The following is a 24341-nucleotide window of genomic DNA, read 5'->3' as shown; positions in this document are numbered from 1 at the left end:
GAAGACTAATTAAACCTTGATGCTTTGGTCATGATGGGCTTCCTCCTGATTACCTAGATAGGAAAGCAAGCATCATGGCTAAAATTCTCGTTACTGGCGCGACAGGCAGATTGGGCAATGCAGTCTTGCGTTCACTGGTACAAAAAATCCCGGCGTCAGATGTTTTGGCAATGGCACGTGATATTGAAAAGGCTGAGCCTCTGTCTGCATTAGGTATAGAAGTGCGCTACGGGGATTACACCGATTACGATTCGTTGGTTGCGGCATTCGAAGGCGTAGAAAAAATCTACTTGGTGTCAGCCGTAGCGTTCAGTGATCGTCTTGCCCAACATAAAAACGTGATCGATGCCGCCGGCCGGGCGGGTGTTCGCCATGTGGTTTACACCAGTATTCAACGGATCAACGATGAGCTGGCACCTATTGAAGGAGTGACGGAGAGCGATATAGCGACCGAGCGACTGCTTGAAAAGTCGGGCCTCACGTACACGATTGTTCAACATCCGCTGTACGCTAACGATTTGCCCTTCCTCATCGGCGCCGACGCGGCAAAAGAAGGCTTCAGTGCCCCAACAGGTCAAGGTCGAGCTAGCTTCGCCACATACGCCGAGTTGGCAGAGGCCGGTGCCGCACTATTAACCCAAACAGGGTATGAAAACCGCACTTGCCTGCTGAATGCGGGACAGACGTGGTCATTCCAGGACATCGCTGATGAGTTGGCTCGACTCTCGGGAAAGCCGATTGATTACCAGCCAATTTCCACTCAAGCATTCATCGCCGCTCGAGAGGCTGACGGCTGGCCAGCCTCAGTCGCGAAATTTCTCAGCGGCTGGGGTAATGCCATTGATAAAGGCGCTTTCGATCAGAGCAGTCCTGCCCTTGAAAAACTGCTGGGACGCAAGCCGAAAGATCTTGAGGGCATTCTACGGGTAGCCTTCTCTCTATAAGTATTCATCCTTCGATCCCTCCCATGCAGTTGTGAGTTAGCAGCGGATTTGGCACCGACCAGGATCTTGCAAGAGATTCCGAGCTGACCGCTAGAAGCCGCGGCCGACGGATCTTTCGAGGGTTCAGCGGCACTGGGAGGTATCGGTCAGGCTCTCGGACGCGATGGTTTGATTCCAAATCGGCCCTTGGGCCTTGTAATCAACGGGTCTTGAGAAGGCCCACAGCCCGTCAGCAATCAATTCGAATAGATGCGCCATCCCCGCGCTCTGTTCCGTTTCCCTCAGGTTTTGCGCAGACACAAAAAAGCCGATCTATCTGATCGGCTTAACTGCCTGATTTTACTCAGGAAATATGGTCGGGACGGAGTGATTCGAACACTCGACCCCTAGCACCCCATGCTAGTGCGCTACCGGACTGCGCTACGCCCCGACTAGGCGTGAAACCTGTTCCTCTCCTCGAAGAACGCTCAAGAATATATCGCAAGCTTTTGAAAACTGGAAGTATTCAAATGCAGGAAATTATTTCTTGAGGGCAACCAACACATCTTCCAACTCAGCAATCATCTGCCGAATCATCTGTTTGTATTGAGTGGTGTCGTCTTTGGCTTCATCACCGGACAAACGCAGGCGCGCGCCGCCGATGGTGAACCCTTGATCGTAAAGAAGCGCGCGGATCTGCCGGATCATCAGCACGTCTTGTCGCTGATAATACCGGCGGTTTCCGCGGCGTTTGACGGGGTTGAGTTGAGGAAACTCCTGCTCCCAATAGCGCAGCACGTGCGGTTTTACCGCACATAGCTCGCTGACTTCACCAATGGTGAAGTAGCGTTTGCCTGGGATGACGGGTAGCTCGTCGTTATGACTTGGTTCCAGCATAAGCCTCAACTCGGGCCTTCAACTTCTGCCCTGGACGAAAGGTGACCACACGGCGAGCCGTGATCGGGATTTCTTCACCCGTTTTCGGATTGCGGCCAGGCCGCTGGCGTTTGTCCCGAAGGTCGAAATTGCCGAAACCGGACAATTTGACTTGTTCGTTGTCTTCAAGAGCGTGCCTGATTTCTTCAAAAAACAGTTCGACCAATTCCTTGGCCTCCCGTTTATTCAGGCCCAGCTCTTCATACAGACGTTCCGCCATCTCAGCTTTCGTCAGAGCCCCCATACGTCACTTCCTTAACGTGGCGTTCAACCTTTGTTCGAGCGAGGTGAGGATGTTTTGCGTCGTGGTATTCACCTCATCGTCATTAAGAGTGCGCGATGGATGCTGCCAGGTCAAGCCGACTGCAAGGCTTTTTCTATCAGGATCAATGCCTTTACCCTGATACACGTCAAATAGCCTGAGGTCTGTGAGCCATTCGCCTGCATTTTCACGGATTACATCCAGTACGGCACTGGCCGCAACGTCCGTGGACGCAATCAGTGCCAGGTCACGACGCACTTCAGGAAAGCGTGATAACTCCTGGAATTTTGGCATTTTTCCCAATGCCACTTCGGCCAGAACCAGCTCGAAGACGAAAACCGGGCGGTCGAGACCAAGGGTTTTCGACAATTCAGGGTGGATAGCGCCGACGAAGCCGACCAGGCGACCTTCACGTTCGATGCGCGCGGTTTGACCCGGGTGCAACGCAGGGTGTTTGCCCGGCACGAACGTGAACGAGTCCAGTGCACCAGCAAAGCCCAACACCGCTTCCACGTCGGCTTTGACGTCGAAGAAATCCACGACATCGCGACCCTGAGCCCAGCCTTCCGGCAGACGGCTACCGCAAACAACACCCGCCAGCATCGGTTCTTGCTTCAGGCCTTCCAGCTGACCAACAAAGCGCAGGCCGCTTTCGAACAGACGGACGCGATCCTGTTGACGGTTCAGGTTGTGCTGAAGTGCCTTGACCAGACCGGGCCACAAGGACGAGCGCATGGCCGCCATGTCGTTCGAGATCGGGTTGGCCAGTAGCAGTGGCTCGACCCCCGGATTAAACAACTCGAATTGTTTCGGATCGATGAAACTGTAGGTGATTGCTTCCTGATAACCACGCGCCACCAGCAGGCGACGCAGTTCAGGCAGATCGCTACGCGCTTCGGCTTTGGCTTGCGGCGCCAGGCGAGCTTGCGGGTAACGAACCGGCAGACGGTTGTAGCCGTACAGACGGGCCAACTCTTCGATCAGGTCGACTTCCAGACTGATGTCGAAGCGGTGGCTTGGCACTTCAACACGCCACTGCCCTGCCCCGTCGGCGGAAATCTTCAGGCCCAGGCCGCTGAGCAGACGCTCGACTTCGGCCGACTCCATTTCCATGCCCAGCATCTGGGTAATGCGCTGCGCACGCAGGGTGACCGGTGCGATCTTGGGCAGGTGCTGTTCGCTGACGGTTTCGATGATCGGGCCAGCTTCGCCGCCAGCGATTTCCAGCAGCAGGCCAGTGGCGCGCTCCATGGCTTCACGGGCCAGTTGCCAATCCACGCCACGCTCGTAGCGGTGCGAGGCATCGGTGTGCAGGCCATAGGAGCGGGCCTTGCCAGCGACGGCAATCTGATCGAAAAAAGCGCTTTCCAGGAATACATCACGAGTGGTCGTGGTGTTGACGCCACTGTGCTCGCCCCCCATGACGCCGGCGATGGCCAAGGCGCGGGTGTGGTCGGCAATCACCAGCGTATCGCTACGCAGGCTGACTTCCTGACCGTCGAGCAATACCAGCTTCTCGCCTTCTTCGGCCATGCGCACACGGATGCCGCCATTGATTTCAGCGAGATCGAACGCGTGCAGCGGTTGACCCAACTCCAGCATCACGTAGTTGGTGATGTCGACGGCAGCGTCGATGCTGCGCACGTCGCCACGACGCAAACGCTCGACCATCCACAGCGGCGTAGGCTTGGACAGATCGACGTTTCGGATCACACGCCCCAGGTAACGCGGGCAAGCGGCTGGCGCCAGCACTTCGATCGAGCGCACTTCGTCATGCACGGCGGGCACAACAGCCACCACCGGACGAGCGACTTCAGCGTCATACAGCGCGCCAACTTCACGAGCCAGACCGGCCAGGGACAGGCAATCGCCGCGGTTCGGGGTCAGGTCGACCTCGATGCTGGCGTCGTCCAGGCTCAGGTACTCACGAATGTCCAGACCCACTGGCGCATCCGCCGGCAACTCCATCAGGCCATCGTTGCCTTCGCCGACTTGCAGCTCGGCTTGCGAGCACAGCATGCCGTTGGATTCAACGCCACGCAGCTTGGCTTTCTTGATTTTGAAGTCGCCTGGCAGTTCGGCACCGATCATGGCAAACGGGATCTTCAGGCCCGGGCGCACGTTTGGCGCACCGCACACAACCTGGAAGGTCTCCGAGCCATTGCTGACCTGGCAAACGCGCAACTTGTCGGCGTCCGGGTGCTGTTCGGTGCTCAGCACCTCGCCCACGACCACGCCACTGAATTCACCGGCGGCCAGCGTAACGCTATCGACCTCAAGACCGGCCATCGACAGACGGGCAACCAGCTCGTCGCGACTTACCTGCGGGCTTACCCAGCCACGCAGCCATTGTTCACTGAATTTCATCCTGCTCTCCTAAGAATTCGTTACGACTAGCGAAATTGCGCGAGGAACCGCAAGTCGTTGTCGAAGAACAGACGCAAGTCGTTCACGCCGTAACGCAGCATCGCCAGACGCTCAACGCCCATGCCGAAGGCAAAGCCCGAAAACTCTTCCGGGTCGATCCCGGACATGCGCAGCACGTTCGGGTGAACCATGCCGCAGCCCATGACTTCCAGCCAGCCGGTCTGTTTGCAGACGCGGCAGCCTTTACCGCTGCACATCACGCATTCCATGTCGACTTCAGCGGACGGCTCGGTGAACGGGAAGTACGAAGGGCGGAAACGCACGGCCAGTTCTTTTTCGAAGAACACGCGCAGGAACTCTTCGATGGTCCCTTTGAGGTCGGCGAAGTTGATGTCGCGGTCGACCAGCAGGCCTTCGACCTGGTGGAACATAGGTGAGTGGGTGATATCGGAATCGCTACGGTACACACGGCCTGGGCAGACGATGCGGATCGGCGGTTGTTTCGATTCCATGGTGCGGACCTGTACCGGCGAGGTATGGGTGCGCAGCAACATGTTGGCATTGAAATAGAAGGTGTCATGCATCGACCGGGCCGGGTGATGGCCTGGGATGTTGAGCGCTTCGAAGTTGTGGTAGTCGTCTTCGACCTCAGGGCCTTCGGCGATGCCGTAGCCAATGTGGGTGAAGAACTGTTCGATACGTTCCAGAGTACGAGTAACCGGATGCAGACCACCCGAGGTCTGGCCGCGGCCAGGCAGGGTCACGTCAATGGACTCGGCAGACAGTTTGGCGGCCAGATCGGCCTCTTCAAACAGTGCCTTGCGGGCATTGAGAACCTCTGTGACACGCTCCTTGGCAACGTTGATCAGGGCGCCGACTTGCGGACGCTCTTCTGCCGGCAAATTCCCCAGGGTCTTCATCACCTGAGTCAATTCACCCTTTTTGCCAAGGTAGTGAACCCGGATTTGCTCCAGGGCATTGATATCTTCAGCGCTTTGCACAGCCTCTAGTGCTTGAGAGACGAGCGCGTCCAGGTTTTCCATGTACAGACTCCAGATACAAAATAGGGGAAGAGCTTGAAGGCTCTTCCCCTATTTATGACGTTTAACACCTGGCCCCACAAAGGTGAGGCCGGGTGACTGTCGGGGGTACTTAAGCCAAGGTGGCTTTAGCTTTCTCGACAATCGCAGCAAACGCCGCTTTTTCGTTCACTGCCAGATCAGCCAGAACCTTACGGTCGATCTCGATGGACGCTTTTTTCAGGCCGGCGATGAAACGGCTGTAGGACAGACCGTTGATACGTGCACCAGCGTTGATACGAGCAATCCACAGAGCGCGGAACTGACGTTTTTTCTGACGACGGTCACGGTAGGCGTATTGGCCTGCCTTGATTACCGCTTGCTTGGCAACACGGAATACGCGCGAGCGAGCGCCGTAGTAGCCTTTAGCAAGTTTCAGAATTTTTTTGTGACGTTTACGGGCAATGACGCCACGCTTTACACGAGCCATGAGTTACTTCCTCTATTCTTGACTAAATTAACGAAGGCGCAGCATGCGCTCGACTTTTGCCACGTCACACGGTGCCAGCAAGCTGCTACCGCGCAGTTGACGCTTACGCTTGGTCGACATTTTAGTCAGGATGTGGCTCTTGAAAGCGTGCTTGTGCTTGATACCGTTAGCAGTTTTCAGAAACCGCTTAGCAGCACCACTTTTCGTTTTCATTTTTGGCATGTTCGGATACTCCGCATTCAGTTGATAAACATAATCAGAAGGCCTGCCGTGCCCTGATGATTACTTCTTCTTTTTCGGGGCGATGACCATGATCAGCTGGCGTCCTTCCATCTTAGGATGCTGTTCGACCGAACCGTACTCGAGCAAGTCACCTTCAACTCGCTTGAGGAGTTCCATCCCCAGCTCCTGGTGGGCCATCTCACGGCCGCGGAATCGCAAGGATACCTTGGCCCTGTCCCCATCACTCAGGAAACGTACCAGGTTGCGCAGTTTTACCTGGTAATCCCCTTCCTCCGTCCCTGGACGAAACTTGATTTCTTTAACCTGAATCTGCTTCTGGTTTTTCTTGGCTGCGGCAACCTGCTTCTTCTTCTCGAAGATCGATTTGCCGTAGTCCATCAGTTTGCAAACAGGGGGTACTGCATCGGCGGAAATTTCCACCAGATCCAGCTTGGCCTCTTCAGCCTTAAGAAGCGCGTCTTCAATTGACACAATCCCAAGCTGTTCACCTTCAGCCCCAATTAACCGAACCTCGCGTGCCGAGATATTCTCGTTGATCGGGGCTTTCGGTGCAGCTCGTTTATCTTGTCTCATTTCACGCTTAATAGTAATTACTCCGAATCTGGGCGACCACGCCGGGAAACCGCTTGCGCGAGAAACTCAGCGAACTGGGCGACGGGCATCGAGCCCAGGTCAGCACCTTCACGAGTACGCACAGCGACAGTCTGCATCTCGACTTCCCGATCTCCGATAACCAAGAGATAAGGAACCTTGAGCAAAGTATGCTCGCGGATTTTAAAGCCGATCTTTTCATTTCTCAAGTCAGACTTGGCACGAAATCCGCTTTCGTTGAGGGTTTTTTCGACCTCGGCGGCAAAATCGGCCTGTTTATCAGTGATATTCATGATCACTGCCTGGGTCGGAGCCAGCCACGCGGGGAATGCACCCTCGTAGTGCTCGATCAGGATTCCGACGAAACGTTCGAAGGATCCGAGGATCGCCCGGTGCAACATCACCGGGTGCTTGCGACTGTTGTCTTCGGAGACGTATTCGGCTCCCAGACGGACAGGCAGGTTAAAATCGAGCTGAAGGGTACCACACTGCCAGACACGGCCGAGGCAATCTTTCAGCGAGAACTCGATCTTCGGACCGTAGAACGCACCTTCGCCCGGCTGCAAATCGTAAGGCAAGCCAGCGCTATCAAGGGCTGCAGCCAACGCAGCTTCAGCGCGATCCCACAGCTCGTCGGAACCGACGCGTTTTTCCGGACGAGTGGACAGCTTCATTTCGACGTCTTTGAAGCCGAAGTCGGCATAAACGTCCATCGTCAGCTTGATGAAAGCGGCGGATTCGGCCTGCATCTGCTCTTCAGTACAGAAGATGTGGGCATCGTCCTGAGTAAATGCACGCACGCGCATGATGCCGTGCAGCGCACCCGATGGCTCGTTACGGTGGCAAGCACCGAATTCGGCCAGACGCATCGGCAACTCGCGGTAGCTCTTCAGGCCCTGATTGAACACTTGCACGTGGCAAGGGCAGTTCATTGGCTTGATCGCGTAGTCGCGGTTTTCCGACTGCGTGGTGAACATGTTGTCAGCGTAGTTGGCCCAGTGCCCGGATTTCTCCCACAGGCTACGGTCAACGACTTGCGGAGTCTTGATCTCCAGGTAGCCGTTGTCGCGCTGTACTTTGCGCATGTACTGCTCGAGCACTTGATACAAAGTCCAGCCGTTCGGGTGCCAGAACACCATGCCCGGCGACTCTTCCTGGGTGTGGAACAGGCCAAGGCGCTTGCCGATCTTGCGGTGATCGCGCTTCTCAGCTTCTTCGATGCGCTGGATGTAAGCCGCCAGCTGCTTCTTGTCCGCCCATGCGGTGCCGTAAACGCGCTGCAATTGCTCGTTCTTGGCATCGCCACGCCAGTAGGCGCCGGACAACTTGGTCAGCTTGAAGGATTTCAGGAAACGCGTGTTCGGCACGTGCGGACCACGGCACATGTCGACGTATTCTTCGTGATAGTACAGGCCCATGGCCTGCTCGTTCGGCATGTCTTCGACCAGGCGCAGCTTGTAGTCTTCGCCACGGGCCTTGAACACTTCGATCACTTCGGCTCGCGGAGTGACTTTCTTGATCACGTCGTAATCTTTTTCGATCAGCTGCTGCATGCGCTGTTCGATCGCAGCCAGGTCGTCCGGGGTGAAAGGACGTTCGAAGGCGATGTCGTAATAGAAGCCTTCGTCGATGACCGGACCGATGACCATCTTGGCCGTCGGGTACAACTGCTTGACCGCATGGCCAACCAGGTGGGCGCAAGAGTGGCGAATGATCTCCAGCCCCTCTTCATCCTTTGGCGTAATGATTTGCAGCGTGGAATCGCTGTCGATGATATCGCTGGCGTCGACCAGCTTGCCATTGACCTTGCCGGCCACGGTGGCCTTGGCCAGACCTGCACCAATGGATGCGGCGACCTCGGCTACGGAAACCGGGTGATCGAATGAACGTTGACTGCCGTCGGGAAGAGTAATAGTTGGCATGGCGCCTCCTCTCCTAGTGGTGACCCCTACCAAAGGTCACGTGGGTTGGGATGAGCCAGTACAAGATCCGATCCAGGCCATTCAATGACGAACGCCTGCCTTACAGCGGCAGGAGCCTTGCGGCCAACCGGAAAACCGAACCAGAGTGACTGGGATTCAAATCAGGGTTATTCGCGCCGTTGCCGCCACCGGGACTGAAGGTCATCCGGAGCCTGCAAAAGCCCGAGCGAGGCATGCTAGCACAGATGAACGGTCGTCGATGCAACGAGGCTTTGTGCTGGGGCTAATCATGCAATTTATGCCAGAGTGCTGAACTTGAACACCGCTTTACCCCTCAGATAACAAGACATTGACCCACAAGGAGCATCCCAGCATGCGTCTGAATCGTTTGTTCGCAGTAGTCGCCCCCATTGTTTTGCTGCTGCCACTGGCCGCCCATGCCGACTGGCCAAAGGGCGAGCGCGAAAAATACATGGCTCAGTGCACAGAAGCGGCCACTCCGCAGATCGGTGCTGCAGCAGCGAAGGCTCACTGTGCTTGCGGCGCTGATTCGATCAAGTCTTATCCGGCGGCTGACATCCAGGCATTGATGGACAATAAGGCCAGCCCGGAATTGCAGCAGAAAGCTCTGGGTCAGATAGCCAAATGCAAGGCCAATGTACCGGCGAAAAAGTGACAAAAAAGTCCTTTTGACTCGACTTATCACTGATAAAAAGCGCTGCATTTGAGCCTTTTCGTACAATTTATGCAGGTTTTACAGGTTTTTTTATCGTCTTTACTTTCGGCTGGAAGCCTTGTAAAACGGGGCTTTCAGCTACATCAAGCAGCAAACGGAACGCGACTGCAGGGCAAACAGCACGTCCGGGGGGCTCCCAAAGCGAACATTTCGACTATGATACCCCGGTGTGCCCAGTTGGCCTGAGCAGCACAGCACTACTGAAAATATATGTTTCTTGGAGATACACCATGTCTAATCGCCAAACCGGCACCGTTAAATGGTTCAACGATGAAAAAGGCTTCGGCTTCATCACTCCTCAAGGTGGCGGTGACGACCTGTTCGTACACTTCAAAGCTATCGAAAGCGACGGTTTCAAAAGCCTGAAAGAAGGCCAGACCGTTTCCTTCGTGGCTGAGAAAGGCCAAAAGGGTATGCAAGCTGCACAAGTCCGCGCTGAGTAATTTTCAGCCGCACTAAAAAAACCCCGTCCATGTGACGGGGTTTTTTATGGGCGAAGCAAAAGACTGAAGCGATCAGCCGCAGTTGACGCGGGTGACCACCCGGCTGGCATCGGTGTTCAGGTTCAAGCGATCGGAGCGGTATTCCAGCGTCACCATATCGTTAGGCGACAGGAACCGTGCGTTCTGTGCACCTGCGCGCGTACGTGCCTGCTCCAGCAGCGCGGGCGAAGCCGCTTTGCCGATGGCGAATTCGGCTGCCTTTGCCTCACAACGGCTGTGACCTGTGTCAGTCGTCGCTTCAGGGCCTGCTGCCGACTCGGAAGGCGTGCTGCTGCAACCAGCCAACAGAGTGACGGAGAACAAAGTACCCAATGACGCGAGCTTCCAAGGCATGAAGCCTCCTTATTTCCAATAGTTAAGCTGAGATCTTGCGACCGCCAATCCGGCATTTGGTTTCAAGGTGAGTGCCACCACCCTGCCCTCGAACCGCGCGAGCGGCGAGTTTGCCTGAGCCGCGCCCAGTCGTTCATCACTCAATCGTGACTGAATATGAACAGCCCTCAATAGACGTCGATGTAATCGAACGGCGGATTCGGCCAATTCTCTTTCAGCGCATTGAAGATCTGCATGACCCAGACCTCGTCGCTGGCCGCGACCAATCCTACATAACCGGAACCCTTGGCCCACGTCTCCAGACGAAACAGTAGCCCGCTGATATCGGTGCCGCCTACAACACCTGATGAAATGTAGGCCATTCCGCCCTTGGTCACCCGCAGCTGCGTGTGTTCATCATCACTGGCAGAGGCCAGCAGTTGGCGCACCGCCTCAAGGGTCAAGCCGTCGGGTGTGTTCAAATCGATCTGCACAGCGCTGTCCTTGAAAATTCGTCAAAGACCAAGTGTCGCATAGCCCTCTTCTCATGCCTAAGTCGGAGAGCCAAACGCCGCGCAAAATGGTTAACTCGACACTCAGACTTTCCCGACTTCACGAGCGCCATCATGTCCACCATAAGCATCGACGCCAACATCACCGTCAAGTGGCCGCAGGGTCACAGCTCTTACAGCCCGGGCAGCCCGGAAGAGTTCGCAATCATTGGCATCGATCTATTGGTCAAGGAACTGGGAACTGAAGCCGCCAGGAAATTCATCGCGCAGATATTCGAAAAATACCCCGCCGACTATATGGGCCTGACAGAGAACGAGCGGGCTTAAAACCCGCAGGCTGGCACCTGCGGGTGCATGGTTTACTTCAGACGAGCCAGACGCTGGGTCAGCAGGTCGAAGAACCCCTGGGCGTCGCCGCTTTCCACCCAGAACGCGTTCTTCGGCGCTTTCAGGCCGTCATACCAGTCGACGATGGTTTGACCGAAGGTCGGGCCTTCGCGGCTATCAACGACCACATTGACCGAACGACCGGTGAACAATTCAGGCTTGAGCAGGTAGGCGATGACGGTGGCGTCATGCACCGGGCCACCCGGAATACCGTAGTGCTCCATGTCGCCTTTGACGTACTCATTGAGAATGTCGCCCACCAGCTTGCTGGCGTTATTGTTAATTGCGGCGATCTGCTTCAGGCGCGCCTCACTGGTGAGAATCTTGTGGGTCACGTCCAGCGGCAGATACGTCAGCTTCACGCCGCTCTTGAGCACCACCTCCGCAGCCTGCGGGTCGGCGAACAGGTTGAACTCGGCCACCGGGGTAATGTTGCCGCCGTTGAAATGCGCGCCGCCCATAATCACCACTTCCTTGATGCCCTGAACGATTTCAGGTTCCTGGATCAGCGCCAGGGCCAGGTTGGTCTGTGGACCGAGCATGGCGATGGTGATGCTGTGGGGCTTGGCGGCCTTCAACGTGTCGATCAGGTAATTGACCGCATTGCCTTCAGCCAGGCCTTTCTTCGGCTCGTGCACGGTGACGCCCGACAGACCCTCCTTGCCATGGATGTTCTCGGCATAAATCGGCGTGCGCATCAACGGTTTCGGTGCGCCCGCGTAGACCGGCACCTCCTCGCGCCCTGCCCACTCACGGGCCAGTCGCGCATTGCGCGAAGTCTTGTCCAGACGCACGTTGCCAGCGACGGTCGTCAGCGCTCGGATATTCAGTTCTTCCGGCGACGCCAACGCAAACAGCAAGGCGACGACATCGTCGGCACCCGGATCGGTGTCGATGATCAAGTCGATCTTTTCCGCCGCCTGGGCGCTCGTTGCAGTAATCAGGGACAAAAGCAGCAGACTCCGAAGCAGGTGGTGCAGTTTCTGAGCATAGCGGTGCATATCGCACTCCTTGTGCGTGGGGAACAAATTTGAGTACAGCGCGTTAGAACGTCACCCCCGAGACCAGCACGATGTTGCAGTACGGCGCGCATTCGCCTGTACGAACAATCGCTCGCGCCTGACGGCTGAGGACTTTGAATTGGTCATGGCTGAGCAGCTCACGCTGGCCCAGCGCGCCTTTGGCGTTCAGCTCATCCAGCGAGCTCAAGGCGGGTGGTTGCTTGTCCAGAATTTCCTGGGCCAGCACATGGCGCTCAACCTGCATTTCGCTGAGCACGACGTTCAAGGTGCTGACGAAATCCGGAATACCCTGGGTCAGGGCCAGGTCGATCAGTTCGACGCCCGGCGGTACGGGCAGGCCGGCATCGCCGATCACGACCATGTCGCCGTGCCCCAGGGAAGCGATCAGCCGAGACAGCGCGACGTTGAGCAAAGGTGTCTTTTTCATGGTGCTTTGAACGCCTGTACATCGGACAAGGTGGGAATAGAGGGTTGCGCGCCGGCACGGGTAACTGAAAGCGCCGCAGCGACCTGGCCGAAACGGATCGCTTCAGCTTCGGTTTTGCCGGACGCCAGCGCGGCAGCAAAACCGCCGACGAAGGTATCGCCGGCCGCCGTGGTATCGACAGCCTTCACCTTCGGTGCCGGGAAATGTTCGAAGCCTGTGCCGTTGGCGAACATTGACCCTTGAGCACCCAGGGTGATGATGACCTTACCGGCGCCCAGCGCGATCAACCGGGTTGCGGCGGTTTCGGCGGACGAAAGGGAGTCAACCGACAAACCGCTCAGAGCCGAGGCCTCACTTTCATTGGGAATCAGGTAATCGATGGACGCATACCAATCCGCTGGCAGCGGACGACTGGCCGGCGCCGGGTTGAGGATCACGATTTTGCCCAGCTCACGGCCGCGCTTGAGGGCATGACCCACCGTGGCATCCGGCACCTCCAGCTGACAAATAATCACGTCCGCCGCCTGCAACACGGCATCGAACCGGTCGATCACCTGTGGCGTCAGCGCACCATTGGCACCGGCGACGATCACGATTGCGTTCTGGCTGTTGTCATCGACCACAATCAAGGCCACACCGCTGGAACCCTCGACAGTGCTGACGGCCTGGCAGTCGATCTGCTCGGCCAACAGCGCCCCGCGCAGTTCTTCACCGTAAGCATCGCTGCCGACGCAACCGACCATCGACACCTGGGCCCCCAGCCGCGCCGCCGCGACCGCCTGGTTCGCGCCCTTGCCGCCGGAAACCGTGGCAAACGACTGCCCGATCAGCGTCTCACCGCCACGGGGCAACCGTGGAGCCCGGGTCACCAGGTCCATGTTCAGGCTGCCTATCACCACTACTTTTGCTGGCATACATCACTACTCGTCAATTCGGTTTCAGCGGTATTCGTCGAACACACCGGCAAGCGGCGCAGTCGATTCTCGCAGGACAATACTGGGGGTCACGATCCGTTGATCGGTGGCCATGTCGGGTGTTGCGATTCGTCGTAACAGAACCTCGGCTGCCATCTCACCGAGCTGCAGGATCGACTGGCCCACAGTGGTCAGCGCCGGGTAGACATAACGGCTCATCTGGATATCGTCGAAGCCGATCACTGACAGCTCGGTCGGTACACGCACATTGCGCTCGGCAGCCGCTCGCAACACGCCGATGCCGATCATGTCGTTGCCGGCGAAGATCGCGCTGGGCGGGTTCTTTTCCAGCAGAATCGCGGCGGCGTTGTAACCGCCCGTGCTGGTGAAGTCACTTTCCAGCATGCGTTCGGGATGCACTTCCACCCCCGCCTCCTGCAAGGCTCGGCAATAACCGGCCAGACGCATCTGCGCCACGCTGGTACCTGCCGGGCCACCGATGGTGGCGATGTCCCGGTGACCCAGTTCCAGCAGATGCCGGGTGGCCAGGTAGGCGCCGTATTCGTGATCGATACGCACCAGGTCCGCGTTCACACCTTCCAGCCCGCGGTCTACGATGACCATCGGCGTGCGCACGCCGGCGAGACCTTCTGCCAGCCCCGCGTCGCCACCGGCCGAGGCCACGATCAGCCCGTCGATGCGTTTCTCCAGCAGCACGCGCAGGTAACTGCGCTGTTTGTCCGGGTTGTCGTCGGAGTTGCAGAGGATCACGCAATAGCCGTTACGCTCGCAGTAATCCTCAATGCCCCGCGCCAGCTCGGCGAAGTACGGGTTGAGGCTGTTGGGCACCAGCAAACCGATGGTCGCCGTGGTCTTGGCTTTCAAAGAACGGGCCACAGCGCTCGGCACGTAGTCCAGGGTCTTGATCGCCGCCTCAACCTTGATGCGCACCTCTTCGCTGACCGGCCGGGTCTTGTTCACCACGTGGGAAACCGTGGTGTAGGAAATCCCCGCGAGTGCCGCTACATCCTTGATCGTTGCCATGACTCAGGTCCGCCGGCTTGCGCGCTGACTGCGATAAGTATCAAGCACCACCGCCACCACGATCACCGCGCCGGTGATGATGCGTTTGGTCGGCTCGGTCGCGCCGATCTGCGCCAGGCCCGCCGCCAGTACGGAAATGATCAGAACCCCGAAGAAGGTGCTGATCACCGAACCACGGCCGCCCATCAAACTGGTGCCGCCGATCACCACGGCGGCGATCACTTGCAACTCAAGCCCGGAGCCGGCATTCGGGTCCGCCGCTTCCAGACGGGAAATCTGGAACAGCGCGGCAATACCGGCCAGCAGCCCCATCAGACTGAAGACCAGGATCTTGTAGGGTTTTGGATTGATCCCTGCCAGACGCACCGCTTCTTCGTTGGTGCCGATGCCGATCAGGTAGCGACCGAACACGGTACGGGTCAGCACGGCTTGGGCGATGATGATGATCAGCAAGGCAATGATGAACGACGGCGAGATGCCAAAGGCAATCGGATTGGACAGCCAGGCGAAGGCGTCACCGATATAGGCCGTGCGCGAACCGGTCATCTGATACGCCACGCCACGGGCCATTTCCAGCACGCCGAGGGACACGATGAACGACGGAATTCGCCACGCCACGGTGATCGATCCAGTGATGGTCCCGGCCAATGCCGCAATCGCCATCCCGAGCAGCGCTGCAGGCAAGACGCTCCAGCCCCAGCCGAGAATCGCCACGCTGACGGCCGACGCCGCGAGCGCCAATACCGAGCCGACCGACAGGTCGATACCGCCGATGATCAGCACGAACGTCATACCGACCGCCAGCACCATCAAATCGGGAATCTGGTTGGCCAGGGTGCTGAAAGTGTCGTAGGACAGGAAGTGGCTGCTCAATACCGAGAACAGCGCAACCATCGCCAGCAAGGCACCGGCCAGGCCCAGATAGGTGCCCAGGCCGTAGAAATTGCCACTACGTTTGCCGGCAGAAGATGCAGTTTTCATGGAAGTTCCCTAGGCGCTGCTTCGTTGAGCAACGCATCACGTTTTTGGTAGCCGGCGAACGCGGCAGCAAGCAAGTCATCCTGGGTCCAGCTGTCGCGCTCGAAGGTGTCGATCAGGCGCCCCGCCGACAACACGCCGATCCGGTCGCAAATCAGCATCAGTTCACGCAGATCGCTGGACACCACCACCAGCGCTTTGCCCTGCCGGGTCAGCTCACCGAGCAACGCATAGATGTCGAATTTGGCGCCCACATCGATGCCGCGGGTTGGTTCATCGAACAGCATTACCGAACAGTCACGCTCCAGCCAACGGCCGATCACGACCTTCTGCTGGTTACCACCTGACAGCTCGGAGACCAATTGCGTCGGGCTCGAACTGCGGATGCGCATGGCGTCAATCTGACGTTGGGCCAGGGACATTTCGTCAGCGTTATTGACGATGCCGCCACTGGAGATCACCGGCATGTTGCCCAGCGCGATATTGGCGCTGATCGATTGAGTCAGCAGTAGGCCTTCGCCTTTGCGGTCCTCGGTGATCAGGGCGATGCCGTGACCGACCGCATCGGCCGGCGAACGGATACTCACCACCCGAGCCGGCGAACCCAGCGCGACGGTGCCGCTGTCCGCCGTGTCGGCACCGAAGATCAGACGCAGCAACTCGGTGCGCCCTGCCCCGATCAATCCGGAAATCCCGTAGATCTCACCGGCGCGGACTTCAAAGGACACATCGCGAACTTTGTCCGAGCGAGTCAGCCCTTTGACCGTCAAGGCGGGAGCGCCAATGTTGCGCGGCCCCAGGTCGATGTGTTCGCCGAGTTCACGGCCGACCATCAACGTGACCAGTTGCTCGCTGTTGTAATTGGCCATCGGCTCGACGCAGACCAGATTGCCGTCACGCAATACCGCAATGCGCTGGGCCACTCGCGCCAGCTCTTCGAGCCGGTGGGAGATATAGATGATCGACACCCCACGCGCTTGCAGGCGAGTGATCTGCTCGAACAGCATCTCGACTTCACGGGCGGTCAACATGGCCGTCGGTTCGTCCAGGATCAGCACATGGCAATCGCCGATCAGGTTGCGCGCGATCTCGACCATTTGTTGATGGCCGATGCCGAGTTCGCCGACCAGGGTGTCCGGGTCGATCGCATCGAGCCCGACCTGGGCCATGGCCTCGATCGCGGCTTTGCGCAGTTGTTTGCGGCTAATCCAGCCGCCATTGCTGGGCAGATTGTCGAGAAACAGGTTTTCCGCCACCGACAGGGTCGGCAACAGATTGAGTTCTTGCATGACCATGCGGATGCCCAGGTCTTCGGCCTGGGTGCGGCTGCCTGGGCGGTATTCCTGCCCCTGGAATTGCATGTGGCCGGTGGTCGGCGTGACCAGCCCGCCAATGATTTTCGACAGTGTGCTTTTGCCGGCGCCGTTCTCGCCGGTCAGCGCCAGCACCTCACCGCGCATCAGCGTCAGGTCAATGCCGGTCAGGACGGGTTGGGCGTAGGTCTTGCCGATGCCGCTGACCGAGAGGACAGCGTTCGGGGCGGAAACTGACATAAAACTCTCCATGCGCTCGCCCGGTCGGGCGAGCACCATTGTGTCGCCAGAAGGGTTACTTGGTGACCAGTTCTACCGGCGTTTCGATCACGCCGTTGGCGCCGCTGTCGACCTTCTCGCCCTTGATGATTTTCAGCGCAGTCTCGATACCGAACACGGCTTGCCTGGCGGCAAACTGGTCAGCGGTCGCCAGGACCCGGCCGTCTTTCAACATTGGCTTGATGGCGTTGATGTTGTCGTAACCGACCACTTGCACCTTGCCAGCCTTGCCTGCCGCACGCACAGCGGAAACGGCACCGACGGCCATGCTGTCGTTGCCGGCCAGCAGGGCTTTGACGTCTGGGTACTCGCTGAGGATCGAGGCGGCAACCTTGTTGCCCTTGTCGATCTCCCAGTCACCGGACTGCAACGAAACAACCTTGATCTGCGCCGCTTCCATCGCGTCTTTGAAGCCTGCGGTGCGGGCCTGGGCGTTGGTGGTGGTGGACACACCTTCGATGATGCCGACTTCGTCACCGGCCTTCAGCTGCTTGGCCAGATACTCGCCGACCAGACGTGCGCCTTTGCGGTTATCCGGGCCTACGAACGGGACGGTGATGTTCTTGCTTTTGACCACAGCCGGATCGAGCTGGTTATCGATGTTGATCACGGTGATACCGGCATCGATGGCTTTCTTGATCACGGGAACCATGGCCTTGGAGTCAGCCGGCGCGATGACCAGCGCATTGACCTTGGCCAGAATCATTTGCTCGACGATGCGTGTCTGGCCCGCAGTATCGGTTTCGTCCTTGATGCCGTTGGAGATCAGTTCGAAATCGCCGGAATGGTCTTTCTGATACGCCTTGGCACCGTCTTCCATGGTCAGGAAGAACTCGTTGGCCAAGGACTTCATGACCAGCGCGACTTTGGGTTTTTCAGGGGTTTCGGCGAATGCCGAACAGACAGGCAGCGCGGCGGATGCGGCGGCCAGCATAGCGACAGCAAGAAGACGTCCAGCGAATGGCAGCTTCATGGGTTCACTCCGATCTTATGATTATTGTGAGCAACGCTTGCGCTGGCGTAAGCTTCATGGCGTCCGTCGAGGGACCGAGCCATCAAGAATAGCGCGCAAACGTTTGCGTAGACCGAACTATGCGAACCCTGCTGTGATTTGTCAACGACCTGTTTTGTGTCTCGGCTGGCAAAAACCAACCCACCCCATCACGCAGTCGTGCTGACCAGACCACCCGTACTGGAGCCCTTGGCCAGTTCTTTCACCAGATTCCCGGAGACTTGCGCCAGCGCGCCACTAGTGGCGGCGATCTGCCCCTGGATCGACATGACGGCTGTGGCTTTGGCCTCCTCGGTTGGATAGGACGCTGCCTGAGCGGCCGCCAGTTGCTGCTGTTGTTCGCGCAGCTGCTGTTGCAGTTCCTGCATACGCTTGAGCAACACCTGAACCACAATACTCTGGCTGCTTTTGCTCTCGGATTTGCTTTCGTCCTGAGCAGCCCCTCCGGTTCTGACCTGGTTTTCTTCTTTTCCAGTCAGCGGTGTCGACGCCTCTTCCGTCGCTTCGCTCAAGGCATTGATCGTCGACGGTGTCTTGCCACCAATGGTGATTGCGCCCGCATTTGGAAAACCGACAGAAAAAGACATGTGCACTCCCGGAAAAAAAATCCCTTGAAGAGGCATCGACCTGTGCGCGGGTTTCTTTAGCACTGATTTTCTATCTGGCAAGGCGATGAGTTCACCAGAGGTCGTAGTCCTTTTCGGAGAGCCGAACGCGAAACCTCAACTTATTCGGAAACCCGGACACGAGACTGTTTAACGCGGGTAACCCATTGGGTAAATATTGATATAAATCATCCAGTTAAAAGTTTTTCTCATTCAACGTAGGGCTGGTACAGATCCTGCTCTTCACCTAGACCCCAAGCGTTCAGATCTGCCTGGGGCGTATCTAGATGAACTTGCATCAGCACCGTCTCACTACTAGAGAGAAAATAATGAAATCTGCCTTCAACACCTTTATTCCGGGCGCTTTGGCCCTCCTGCTGCTCCTGCCTACCGCTCTTCAGGCAAAAGAAGTCGAAACCCAACAGAAACTGGCCAACGTGGTGATCCTCGCCACCGGCGGCACCATTGCCGGCGCCGGTGCGAGCGCTGCTAACAGCGCGACCTACCAGGCGGCGAAAGTCGGTATCGAGCAACTGATCGCCGGGGTTCCAGAGCTCAGCCAGTTGGCCAACGTTCGCGGCGAACAGGTCATGCAGATCGCCTCGGAAAGCATCACCAACGACAACCTGCTGCAACTGGGTCGTCGCGTCGCCGAACTGGCCGACAGTAAAGACGTCGATGGCATCGTGATCACCCACGGCACCGACACCCTGGAAGAAACCGCGTACTTCCTGAACCTGGTGGAGAAAACCGACAAGCCAATCATCGTCGTCGGCTCCATGCGCCCGGGCACCGCAATGTCGGCTGACGGCATGCTGAACCTGTACAACGCCGTCGCCGTCGCCAGCAGCAAAGAAGCCCGAGGCAAAGGCGTGCTGGTGACCATGAATGATGAGATCCAGTCGGGTCGCGACGTCAGCAAAATGATCAACATCAAAACCGAGGCATTCAAAAGTGCCTGGGGTCCGCTCGGCATGGTGGTTGAAGGCAAATCCTACTGGTTCCGCCTGCCAGCCAAGCGTCACACCATGGATTCGGAATTCGACATCAGAACCATCAAGAGCCTGCCTGACGTCGAAATCGCTTATTCCTACGGCAACGTCAGCGACACCGCTTACAAGGCACTGGCTCAATCCGGCGCCAAAGCGATCATCCATGCGGGCACTGGCAACGGTTCGGTCTCTTCGCGTGTAGTCCCTGCGCTGCAAGCCCTGCGCAAGGACGGCGTGCAAATCATTCGTTCGTCCCACGTCAACGCCGGCGGTTTCGTCCTGCGCAATGCCGAACAGCCTGACGACAAGTACGACTGGGTCGTGGCACATGACCTGAACCCGCAAAAAGCCCGCATCCTGGCCATGGTCGCGCTGACCAAGACCAACGACAGCAAAGAGCTGCAACGGATGTTCTGGGAATACTGATTCGCCCTCGCCCGACCGATTCCGGTCGGGCACTGCATTCTCCACTCGCCAGCCTGGGCGAGTGGTTCATACCCTGTCCGATACTCCGATAAAAATTTTCCCTTCTTCCTACACCAAACGGAAAAAACTGCTGTCAGAGGATTTTCTTGAATTTTAAGCAGTTGCGAAAATGCCTACAGTTAAATACTGTATGCACGTACAGCTTAATAAGGATAATTCCGTGGCCTCCACCTCTGCTTCTCCTGATGCCTATCAACGCATGGGCATACGTGTTCAGAAAATCATCAATTCCCCCACCGCTCAGAAAGCCAAAGCCGCACTGATCTTCCGTTTACCGGACGAACCTGTGGATGAGTGGGAGCAATTGCTCGAAGAAATTGATGAGAACGACAACGTCACCCTCGCCTATCGCGACGATGGCGGCGTGCAGATTTTCTGGGTTGTGCCGAAGGAAGATTGAGTCAATGAGTGTCCGCTGGTTTGCTCTGCTGTTTCTGTTCATCACCCTAGGCGCCCAGGCTGGCGCCCCCCGCACCTTCAACGAAGCCAAGAAAGTTGCCTGGAAGCTGTACGCGCCGCAATCCACCGAGTTCTATTGCGGCTGCAAATACACCGGCAACAAGGTCAACCTCGCAGCCTGTGGGTATGTACCCCGCAAGAATGCCAAGCGCGCTGCCCGCATTGAGTGGGAGCACATCGTTCCCGCCTGGCAGATCGGCCATCAGCGTCAGTGCTGGCAAGAAGGCGGGCGCAAGAACTGCACGCGCTACGATCCGGTCTATCAAAAGGCCGAGGCTGATTTGCACAACCTGGTGCCGAGCATCGGCGAGGTGAACGGTGATCGCAGTAACTTCAGTTTCGGTTGGCTGCCGGTGCAATCGGGTCAATATGGCTCGTGCCTGACCCAGGTCGACTTCAAGGCGAAGAAGGTCATGCCCCGCCCTTCCATTCGCGGAATGATCGCCCGGACGTATTTTTACATGAGCAAACAGTACGGTTTGCGCCTGTCGAAACAGGATCGCCAACTGTACGATGCGTGGAACAAGACCTATCCGGTTGAAGCCTGGGAACGTCAGCGCAACCAGAGCGTGGCGTGCGTGATGGGTCGCGGCAACGAGTTTGTCGGGCCTGTGGACATGAAAGCCTGCGGCTGATCGACCGCAGAAAACCAAAAAGGCTTCGGGTATTTATGCCCGAGGCCTTTTTACGTTTCTATCCGCCGCTTTTGTTGCAGCGCCAGTAACCCATCAGATTGAGTGACTCGCGCGCGATGCCGCGCTCCTTGATCAAGTACTTGCGCAGGCTCATCACGGCCACCGTTTCCCCGGCGATCCAGCCGTAGAAACCGTTACCGGTCGAGTCGGAGGTTTCCCAGAGAGTCTCTTTGTCGACGTCAACCTCGGCCAGCTCCACTGTTTCGTGAGCCTGTGAAGAAGTCACCGGCAGCTCCGCCCGACGGACCGCTTCGACTATCAGCGCACCTGCCGCCTTACCGCTGGAATGATCCCGGACCAGCCACCGCACTGACAGCCCTGGCCATTCAGGAACCGGCAATGCCTCTTCTGCACTGTCCACCTCGAAAAATGCCTGAGTCGTTGGCGGCTCGGCCAAGGCAGCCATCTCGTCCAGAATGCCGAGCGCGGCGGGCAATGCCGTGGCATCGGCCACCAGCAACAGATGCTTGAGCGTGTGAGGCGGCTTCCATTCGAAACCTCCCGCGTCTTGCGCTGAAAACTGACGATCAGGTGCCACAATCTGGATTGGCTCGCCCGCTACCGACCGGATTGCCCAACGGGAGGCCGGACCGGTTTCACCGTGCAATACGAAGTCGATGTCCACTTCGCCTTGCTCGGCCCGCAGATGCCGGATGGTGTAAGTGCGCATTGCCGGACGCTGGTTGGCCGGCATTGAACGGTAGCGCGCATACCAATACTGGTCATGGGCCAGGCTGGCAGGCGACCCGTCTTCGGCTGGAAAGAACAGTTTGACGCGCTGATCCGGCGCCCAGGTGGCCATTTCGGTGACCATCGGACCGGCCAGGGTCACGCGCATTAAATGCGGGCTGAGGGTCTTTTTGTGCGCCAGGACTGCGTCGAATATTTTGTAAGGGGTGGCGGAGGCCATGGAGAGCTCCTTCTGGGAATCGACAGTGACACGCTTAGAGACGAGTCAATGTGGATCCCCTTTAAGGGGCTTCGACAGAAGGCTTGCGCGAAAACGGCTGTTACTGGGCTGCGGGACGCTCAAGCACCAGCACTTCGATGTTCTGTTTCTTGGCCCGGGTAAGCGCCGCAGCCACCTCGGCCTGCTTGGCTTCGGCCTCGGCTTTCGAATTGAATGGTCCGAGCAGAATCCGGGTCTTGCCGTTTTCCTTGACGATGCTGGACACAAAGCTGTGTTCGATCAGCCAGCCGCTCAAGTCGCTGACAGCCTGGGGCGTTTCGCCTCGCACTTCAACATCCCATTGCGGCCCGGTGACTGCCGCAGGTGCGGAAACGACTGCCGGTTTCGGCTTTTGAGCATCAACGCCCTTACCTTGATCGCATCCAACCAGTGCCAGTACTGCGATTACCAAGACCATTTTGCGCACAACGTGTCCCTCTGAATGCTGAAAGCGGCGATTTTAGCATTCATGAATACTTCCCGAGTGCCGCAAAATGGGCGCAAAACAACGAGAATGATGGTTGCGGCCTCTGTATAGTTACGCCTTGGGAATTAATGCAGCATCTGCGCGTCAGAAAGAGGCACCCAAACCGTGAGACTTCGCACTAATCTATACATACCACCGACCTCTGCACTGTTCGAATCAGGTGCCCTACAAAGCAATCAAGGAGAAGACCATGCTGATACTCACCCGCAAAGTCGGTGAAAGCATAAATATCGGTGACGACATTACGATCACCATTCTGGGCGTAAGCGGCCAGCAAGTTCGCATCGGCATCAACGCGCCGAAAGACGTCGCAGTGCATCGCGAAGAAATCTACCAACGCATTCAGGCTGGCCTGACCGCTCCAGACAAGCCGCAAACTCCCTGAATCCTGTTGCAGTCAGTAGCCAGCCCGTTCAGTCCCGGACAACGGCTGGCTAAAGATTCAAGCGTCGTATCGCCATCCGTTCGCCCCTTCCTGCCTAAAACGTGAAGCCGATATTAACGGCACGCCCCCTGCCCTGACTGTCAGACGTTTCGGATTATCCCCGAGGAAGAACGTGATCAGACTCGGCTAACCAAACGTCACGCCGCGCGCCATGCCCGTGGCCGCCACGACCATCAACAACACCAGCAGCCCCTCGACATGACTGATCCGTGCAAACAGCTTCGCGCGCCCGGTATCGATCGCCGCGCCACGGCTCAGCGCGATCCGCCATTTGATCAGCGTGATCATTGGCGCGACCTCAAGCAGCAGGATCAAAACGAAGAGCGTCATTTTGAGATGGAACAAAGGTTGGTGAAGGTAGTAATCCGTACCTTTTTCATACCCACCGAAGGCCCGCATCCCACCGGAGACCAGGAGGATGACGGCAGAGATCCCCCACAGATTATCGGCCATCAACACACGGCGAGCCTCTCCCGCCCCGGCCGCCAGACGGCTGAATGCGGTTCCCCGCGTCAGTACAGCCCAGAACCCCAAGGCGAAAGCCAGCAGGTGAATTGCCGCAAGCGACCAGTGAACCAGCATCTAAAGACTCCCATCAGACTGAGTTTGAGTTTGGCCAGTCAGTAGTAGTCCAAAAAACCGGGATTCGCCCGGGTTTGCACAGGAGGCGTTCCGCGCTTCTCCATAGAAGCGGCACGGCATACAGGCGAATTATTCAGAGCGAAGGCAGCGGCTGATGTGTCTTTGTGATGTTCGAGCGAACCAGGACAAATCTCAGGCAAAAAAAAATCCCAAGCAGCTGATGGACGCTTGGGACTTAAAAATGCATAAACCGTGGTGGTGAACGCGGGGCGATAATAGCTCAACGGCTCATCTGTAACAATATATTTTAGATCACTATCTGGTTAATAATAATCGTAACTCATTAAATATCCACACTATTTTTATGGTTCCTAGACGAACATCCAGTAGCACCAAGACAGCGCGCGCCAAAAAAAGTAATCTCGAAACAGCGCAAGAAATATAACGTT

General features: G+C 57.4%; 29 protein-coding genes and 1 tRNA gene. 8 read left to right on the top strand and 22 right to left on the bottom strand.

What is annotated here, in order from left to right:
- Positions 1–74: 74 nt before the first annotated feature.
- Complete coding sequence (locus K0F88_RS17985; protein WP_094467274.1) at positions 75–944, top strand: NmrA family NAD(P)-binding protein; 870 nt, start codon at positions 75–77, stop codon at positions 942–944.
- Positions 945–1297: 353 nt separating this feature from the next.
- On the opposite strand, the gene K0F88_RS17980 is transcribed toward K0F88_RS17985, so the two are convergent.
- The 9 genes from K0F88_RS17980 to thrS form a co-directional block, all read right to left on the bottom strand.
- Positions 1298–1374, bottom strand: a tRNA-Pro gene (locus K0F88_RS17980).
- Positions 1375–1463: 89 nt separating this feature from the next.
- The gene (locus K0F88_RS17975; protein WP_219095931.1) at positions 1464–1820 is read right to left on the bottom strand and encodes a MerR family transcriptional regulator; all 357 of its coding nucleotides are present in this window, start codon (positions 1818–1820) and stop codon (positions 1464–1466) included.
- On the bottom strand, positions 1801–2103 hold the full coding sequence (ihfA, locus tag K0F88_RS17970) for an integration host factor subunit alpha (RefSeq protein WP_002553164.1): 303 nt from the start codon (positions 2101–2103) through the stop codon (positions 1801–1803). Before ihfA ends, K0F88_RS17975 begins: the two co-directional genes overlap by 20 nt.
- A 3-nt stretch (positions 2104–2106) precedes the next feature.
- Positions 2107–4488, bottom strand: a complete 2382-nt coding sequence (pheT, locus tag K0F88_RS17965) for a phenylalanine--tRNA ligase subunit beta (RefSeq protein WP_219095921.1) — start codon at positions 4486–4488, stop codon at positions 2107–2109.
- Between the two features lie 26 nt (positions 4489–4514).
- A complete protein-coding gene (pheS, locus tag K0F88_RS17960) occupies positions 4515–5531 on the bottom strand; it encodes a phenylalanine--tRNA ligase subunit alpha (protein WP_007905876.1) in 1017 nt (338 codons plus the stop codon).
- A 109-nt stretch (positions 5532–5640) separates the two neighbouring features.
- Complete coding sequence (gene rplT / locus K0F88_RS17955) at positions 5641–5997, bottom strand: 50S ribosomal protein L20 (protein ID WP_007905879.1); 357 nt, start codon at positions 5995–5997, stop codon at positions 5641–5643.
- Between the two features lie 27 nt (positions 5998–6024).
- Complete coding sequence (rpmI, locus tag K0F88_RS17950) at positions 6025–6219, bottom strand: 50S ribosomal protein L35 (RefSeq protein WP_008145659.1); 195 nt, start codon at positions 6217–6219, stop codon at positions 6025–6027.
- Positions 6220–6279: 60 nt separating this feature from the next.
- Positions 6280–6831, bottom strand: coding sequence for a translation initiation factor IF-3 (gene infC, locus K0F88_RS17945; RefSeq protein WP_176469887.1), 552 nt, complete (start codon positions 6829–6831; stop codon positions 6280–6282).
- Positions 6831–8753: a threonine--tRNA ligase gene (thrS, locus tag K0F88_RS17940; protein ID WP_010455934.1), complete on the bottom strand. Its 1923-nt coding sequence runs from the start codon at positions 8751–8753 to the stop codon at positions 6831–6833. Before thrS ends, infC begins: the two co-directional genes overlap by 1 nt.
- Before the next feature lie 373 nt (positions 8754–9126).
- Between thrS and K0F88_RS17935 the strand changes: the two genes are divergently transcribed.
- On the top strand, positions 9127–9429 hold the full coding sequence (locus tag K0F88_RS17935) for a hypothetical protein (protein WP_094471653.1): 303 nt from the start codon (positions 9127–9129) through the stop codon (positions 9427–9429).
- Positions 9430–9719: 290 nt separating this feature from the next.
- Entirely contained in the window at positions 9720–9932 is a 213-nt protein-coding gene (locus tag K0F88_RS17930; protein ID WP_007905882.1) for a cold-shock protein, read from the top strand.
- 72 nt (positions 9933–10004) lie between these two features.
- On the opposite strand, the gene K0F88_RS17925 is transcribed toward K0F88_RS17930, so the two are convergent.
- Together K0F88_RS17925 and K0F88_RS17920 are read right to left on the bottom strand one after the other, a co-directional pair.
- A complete protein-coding gene (locus K0F88_RS17925; protein WP_219095919.1) occupies positions 10005–10325 on the bottom strand; it encodes an I78 family peptidase inhibitor in 321 nt (106 codons plus the stop codon).
- A 167-nt stretch (positions 10326–10492) separates the two neighbouring features.
- Complete coding sequence (locus K0F88_RS17920) at positions 10493–10798, bottom strand: hypothetical protein (RefSeq protein ID WP_094471651.1); 306 nt, start codon at positions 10796–10798, stop codon at positions 10493–10495.
- A gap of 132 nt (positions 10799–10930) precedes the next feature.
- Here K0F88_RS17920 and K0F88_RS17915 point away from each other — a divergent pair, with 132 nt between their 5' ends.
- A complete protein-coding gene (locus K0F88_RS17915; protein WP_094471650.1) occupies positions 10931–11143 on the top strand; it encodes a hypothetical protein in 213 nt (70 codons plus the stop codon).
- A gap of 32 nt (positions 11144–11175) precedes the next feature.
- On the opposite strand, the gene K0F88_RS17910 is transcribed toward K0F88_RS17915, so the two are convergent.
- The 8 genes from K0F88_RS17910 to K0F88_RS17875 form a co-directional block, all read right to left on the bottom strand.
- On the bottom strand, positions 11176–12204 hold the full coding sequence (locus K0F88_RS17910; RefSeq protein WP_219095917.1) for a nucleoside hydrolase: 1029 nt from the start codon (positions 12202–12204) through the stop codon (positions 11176–11178).
- A gap of 43 nt (positions 12205–12247) precedes the next feature.
- A complete protein-coding gene (gene rbsD / locus K0F88_RS17905) occupies positions 12248–12652 on the bottom strand; it encodes a D-ribose pyranase (RefSeq protein ID WP_094471648.1) in 405 nt (134 codons plus the stop codon).
- Entirely contained in the window at positions 12649–13566 is a 918-nt protein-coding gene (gene rbsK / locus K0F88_RS17900) for a ribokinase (RefSeq protein WP_219095914.1), read from the bottom strand. The genes rbsD and rbsK overlap by 4 nt, the downstream gene beginning before the upstream one ends.
- A gap of 24 nt (positions 13567–13590) precedes the next feature.
- Positions 13591–14610: a LacI family DNA-binding transcriptional regulator gene (locus tag K0F88_RS17895; protein WP_219095912.1), complete on the bottom strand. Its 1020-nt coding sequence runs from the start codon at positions 14608–14610 to the stop codon at positions 13591–13593.
- Positions 14611–14613: 3 nt separating this feature from the next.
- Positions 14614–15591 (bottom strand): ABC transporter permease, encoded by a 978-nt coding sequence (locus tag K0F88_RS17890; RefSeq protein ID WP_010455954.1) that lies wholly within the window; start codon positions 15589–15591, stop codon positions 14614–14616.
- Entirely contained in the window at positions 15588–17141 is a 1554-nt protein-coding gene (locus tag K0F88_RS17885; RefSeq protein ID WP_219095910.1) for a sugar ABC transporter ATP-binding protein, read from the bottom strand. Before K0F88_RS17885 ends, K0F88_RS17890 begins: the two co-directional genes overlap by 4 nt.
- Positions 17142–17196: 55 nt before the next feature.
- Positions 17197–18153 carry a sugar ABC transporter substrate-binding protein gene (locus K0F88_RS17880; RefSeq protein WP_219095908.1) on the bottom strand — a complete coding sequence of 319 codons (957 nt, stop codon included), beginning with the start codon at positions 18151–18153 and terminating at the stop codon, positions 17197–17199.
- 188 nt (positions 18154–18341) lie between these two features.
- Complete coding sequence (locus tag K0F88_RS17875; protein ID WP_094471642.1) at positions 18342–18779, bottom strand: hypothetical protein; 438 nt, start codon at positions 18777–18779, stop codon at positions 18342–18344.
- 347 nt (positions 18780–19126) lie between these two features.
- Between K0F88_RS17875 and K0F88_RS17870 the strand changes: the two genes are divergently transcribed.
- From K0F88_RS17870 to K0F88_RS17860, 3 genes are all read left to right on the top strand, one after another.
- Positions 19127–20215: an asparaginase gene (locus K0F88_RS17870; protein WP_219095907.1), complete on the top strand. Its 1089-nt coding sequence runs from the start codon at positions 19127–19129 to the stop codon at positions 20213–20215.
- Between the two features lie 169 nt (positions 20216–20384).
- Complete coding sequence (locus K0F88_RS17865; protein WP_042932723.1) at positions 20385–20675, top strand: DUF1654 domain-containing protein; 291 nt, start codon at positions 20385–20387, stop codon at positions 20673–20675.
- A gap of 4 nt (positions 20676–20679) precedes the next feature.
- Positions 20680–21369, top strand: coding sequence for an endonuclease (locus K0F88_RS17860; protein WP_010455967.1), 690 nt, complete (start codon positions 20680–20682; stop codon positions 21367–21369).
- A gap of 58 nt (positions 21370–21427) precedes the next feature.
- Here K0F88_RS17860 and K0F88_RS17855 read toward each other — a convergent pair whose 3' ends face one another.
- Both K0F88_RS17855 and K0F88_RS17850 read right to left on the bottom strand, forming a co-directional pair.
- Entirely contained in the window at positions 21428–22339 is a 912-nt protein-coding gene (locus tag K0F88_RS17855; protein WP_094471639.1) for a siderophore-interacting protein, read from the bottom strand.
- Between the two features lie 100 nt (positions 22340–22439).
- Entirely contained in the window at positions 22440–22805 is a 366-nt protein-coding gene (locus K0F88_RS17850) for a penicillin-binding protein activator LpoB (protein WP_094471638.1), read from the bottom strand.
- Positions 22806–23055: 250 nt separating this feature from the next.
- Here K0F88_RS17850 and csrA point away from each other — a divergent pair, with 250 nt between their 5' ends.
- Positions 23056–23250: a carbon storage regulator CsrA gene (gene csrA / locus K0F88_RS17845; RefSeq protein WP_007938114.1), complete on the top strand. Its 195-nt coding sequence runs from the start codon at positions 23056–23058 to the stop codon at positions 23248–23250.
- Positions 23251–23436: 186 nt separating this feature from the next.
- Here csrA and K0F88_RS17840 read toward each other — a convergent pair whose 3' ends face one another.
- Positions 23437–23892, bottom strand: coding sequence for a DUF2214 family protein (locus K0F88_RS17840; RefSeq protein WP_094471637.1), 456 nt, complete (start codon positions 23890–23892; stop codon positions 23437–23439).
- Between the last annotated feature and the right edge of the window lie 449 nt (positions 23893–24341).

The organism is Pseudomonas sp. UMAB-40 (genome assembly GCF_900095275.1).
Classification (GTDB): domain Bacteria; phylum Pseudomonadota; class Gammaproteobacteria; order Pseudomonadales; family Pseudomonadaceae; genus Aquipseudomonas; species Aquipseudomonas mandelii_B.
Note: the sequence above shows the minus strand (reverse complement) of the source record. Positions and strands in the feature narration are given on the sequence as shown.

Coding starts and splice junctions, on each gene's coding strand:
- K0F88_RS17985 (WP_094467274.1), top strand. CDS start 75: ATGGCTAAAATTCTCGTTACTGGCGCGACAGGCAGATTGGGCAATGCA.
- K0F88_RS17975 (WP_219095931.1), bottom strand. CDS start 1,820: ATGCTGGAACCAAGTCATAACGACGAGCTACCCGTCATCCCAGGCAAA.
- ihfA (WP_002553164.1), bottom strand. CDS start 2,103: ATGGGGGCTCTGACGAAAGCTGAGATGGCGGAACGTCTGTATGAAGAG.
- pheT (WP_219095921.1), bottom strand. CDS start 4,488: ATGAAATTCAGTGAACAATGGCTGCGTGGCTGGGTAAGCCCGCAGGTA.
- pheS (WP_007905876.1), bottom strand. CDS start 5,531: ATGGAAAACCTGGACGCGCTCGTCTCTCAAGCACTAGAGGCTGTGCAA.
- rplT (WP_007905879.1), bottom strand. CDS start 5,997: ATGGCTCGTGTAAAGCGTGGCGTCATTGCCCGTAAACGTCACAAAAAA.
- rpmI (WP_008145659.1), bottom strand. CDS start 6,219: ATGCCAAAAATGAAAACGAAAAGTGGTGCTGCTAAGCGGTTTCTGAAA.
- thrS (WP_010455934.1), bottom strand. CDS start 8,753: ATGCCAACTATTACTCTTCCCGACGGCAGTCAACGTTCATTCGATCAC.
- K0F88_RS17935 (WP_094471653.1), top strand. CDS start 9,127: ATGCGTCTGAATCGTTTGTTCGCAGTAGTCGCCCCCATTGTTTTGCTG.
- K0F88_RS17930 (WP_007905882.1), top strand. CDS start 9,720: ATGTCTAATCGCCAAACCGGCACCGTTAAATGGTTCAACGATGAAAAA.
- K0F88_RS17925 (WP_219095919.1), bottom strand. CDS start 10,325: ATGCCTTGGAAGCTCGCGTCATTGGGTACTTTGTTCTCCGTCACTCTG.
- K0F88_RS17915 (WP_094471650.1), top strand. CDS start 10,931: ATGTCCACCATAAGCATCGACGCCAACATCACCGTCAAGTGGCCGCAG.
- K0F88_RS17910 (WP_219095917.1), bottom strand. CDS start 12,204: ATGCACCGCTATGCTCAGAAACTGCACCACCTGCTTCGGAGTCTGCTG.
- rbsD (WP_094471648.1), bottom strand. CDS start 12,652: ATGAAAAAGACACCTTTGCTCAACGTCGCGCTGTCTCGGCTGATCGCT.
- rbsK (WP_219095914.1), bottom strand. CDS start 13,566: ATGCCAGCAAAAGTAGTGGTGATAGGCAGCCTGAACATGGACCTGGTG.
- K0F88_RS17895 (WP_219095912.1), bottom strand. CDS start 14,610: ATGGCAACGATCAAGGATGTAGCGGCACTCGCGGGGATTTCCTACACC.
- K0F88_RS17890 (WP_010455954.1), bottom strand. CDS start 15,591: ATGAAAACTGCATCTTCTGCCGGCAAACGTAGTGGCAATTTCTACGGC.
- K0F88_RS17885 (WP_219095910.1), bottom strand. CDS start 17,141: ATGTCAGTTTCCGCCCCGAACGCTGTCCTCTCGGTCAGCGGCATCGGC.
- K0F88_RS17880 (WP_219095908.1), bottom strand. CDS start 18,153: ATGAAGCTGCCATTCGCTGGACGTCTTCTTGCTGTCGCTATGCTGGCC.
- K0F88_RS17875 (WP_094471642.1), bottom strand. CDS start 18,779: ATGTCTTTTTCTGTCGGTTTTCCAAATGCGGGCGCAATCACCATTGGT.
- K0F88_RS17870 (WP_219095907.1), top strand. CDS start 19,127: ATGAAATCTGCCTTCAACACCTTTATTCCGGGCGCTTTGGCCCTCCTG.
- K0F88_RS17865 (WP_042932723.1), top strand. CDS start 20,385: ATGCCTACAGTTAAATACTGTATGCACGTACAGCTTAATAAGGATAAT.
- K0F88_RS17860 (WP_010455967.1), top strand. CDS start 20,680: ATGAGTGTCCGCTGGTTTGCTCTGCTGTTTCTGTTCATCACCCTAGGC.
- K0F88_RS17855 (WP_094471639.1), bottom strand. CDS start 22,339: ATGGCCTCCGCCACCCCTTACAAAATATTCGACGCAGTCCTGGCGCAC.
- csrA (WP_007938114.1), top strand. CDS start 23,056: ATGCTGATACTCACCCGCAAAGTCGGTGAAAGCATAAATATCGGTGAC.
- K0F88_RS17840 (WP_094471637.1), bottom strand. CDS start 23,892: ATGCTGGTTCACTGGTCGCTTGCGGCAATTCACCTGCTGGCTTTCGCC.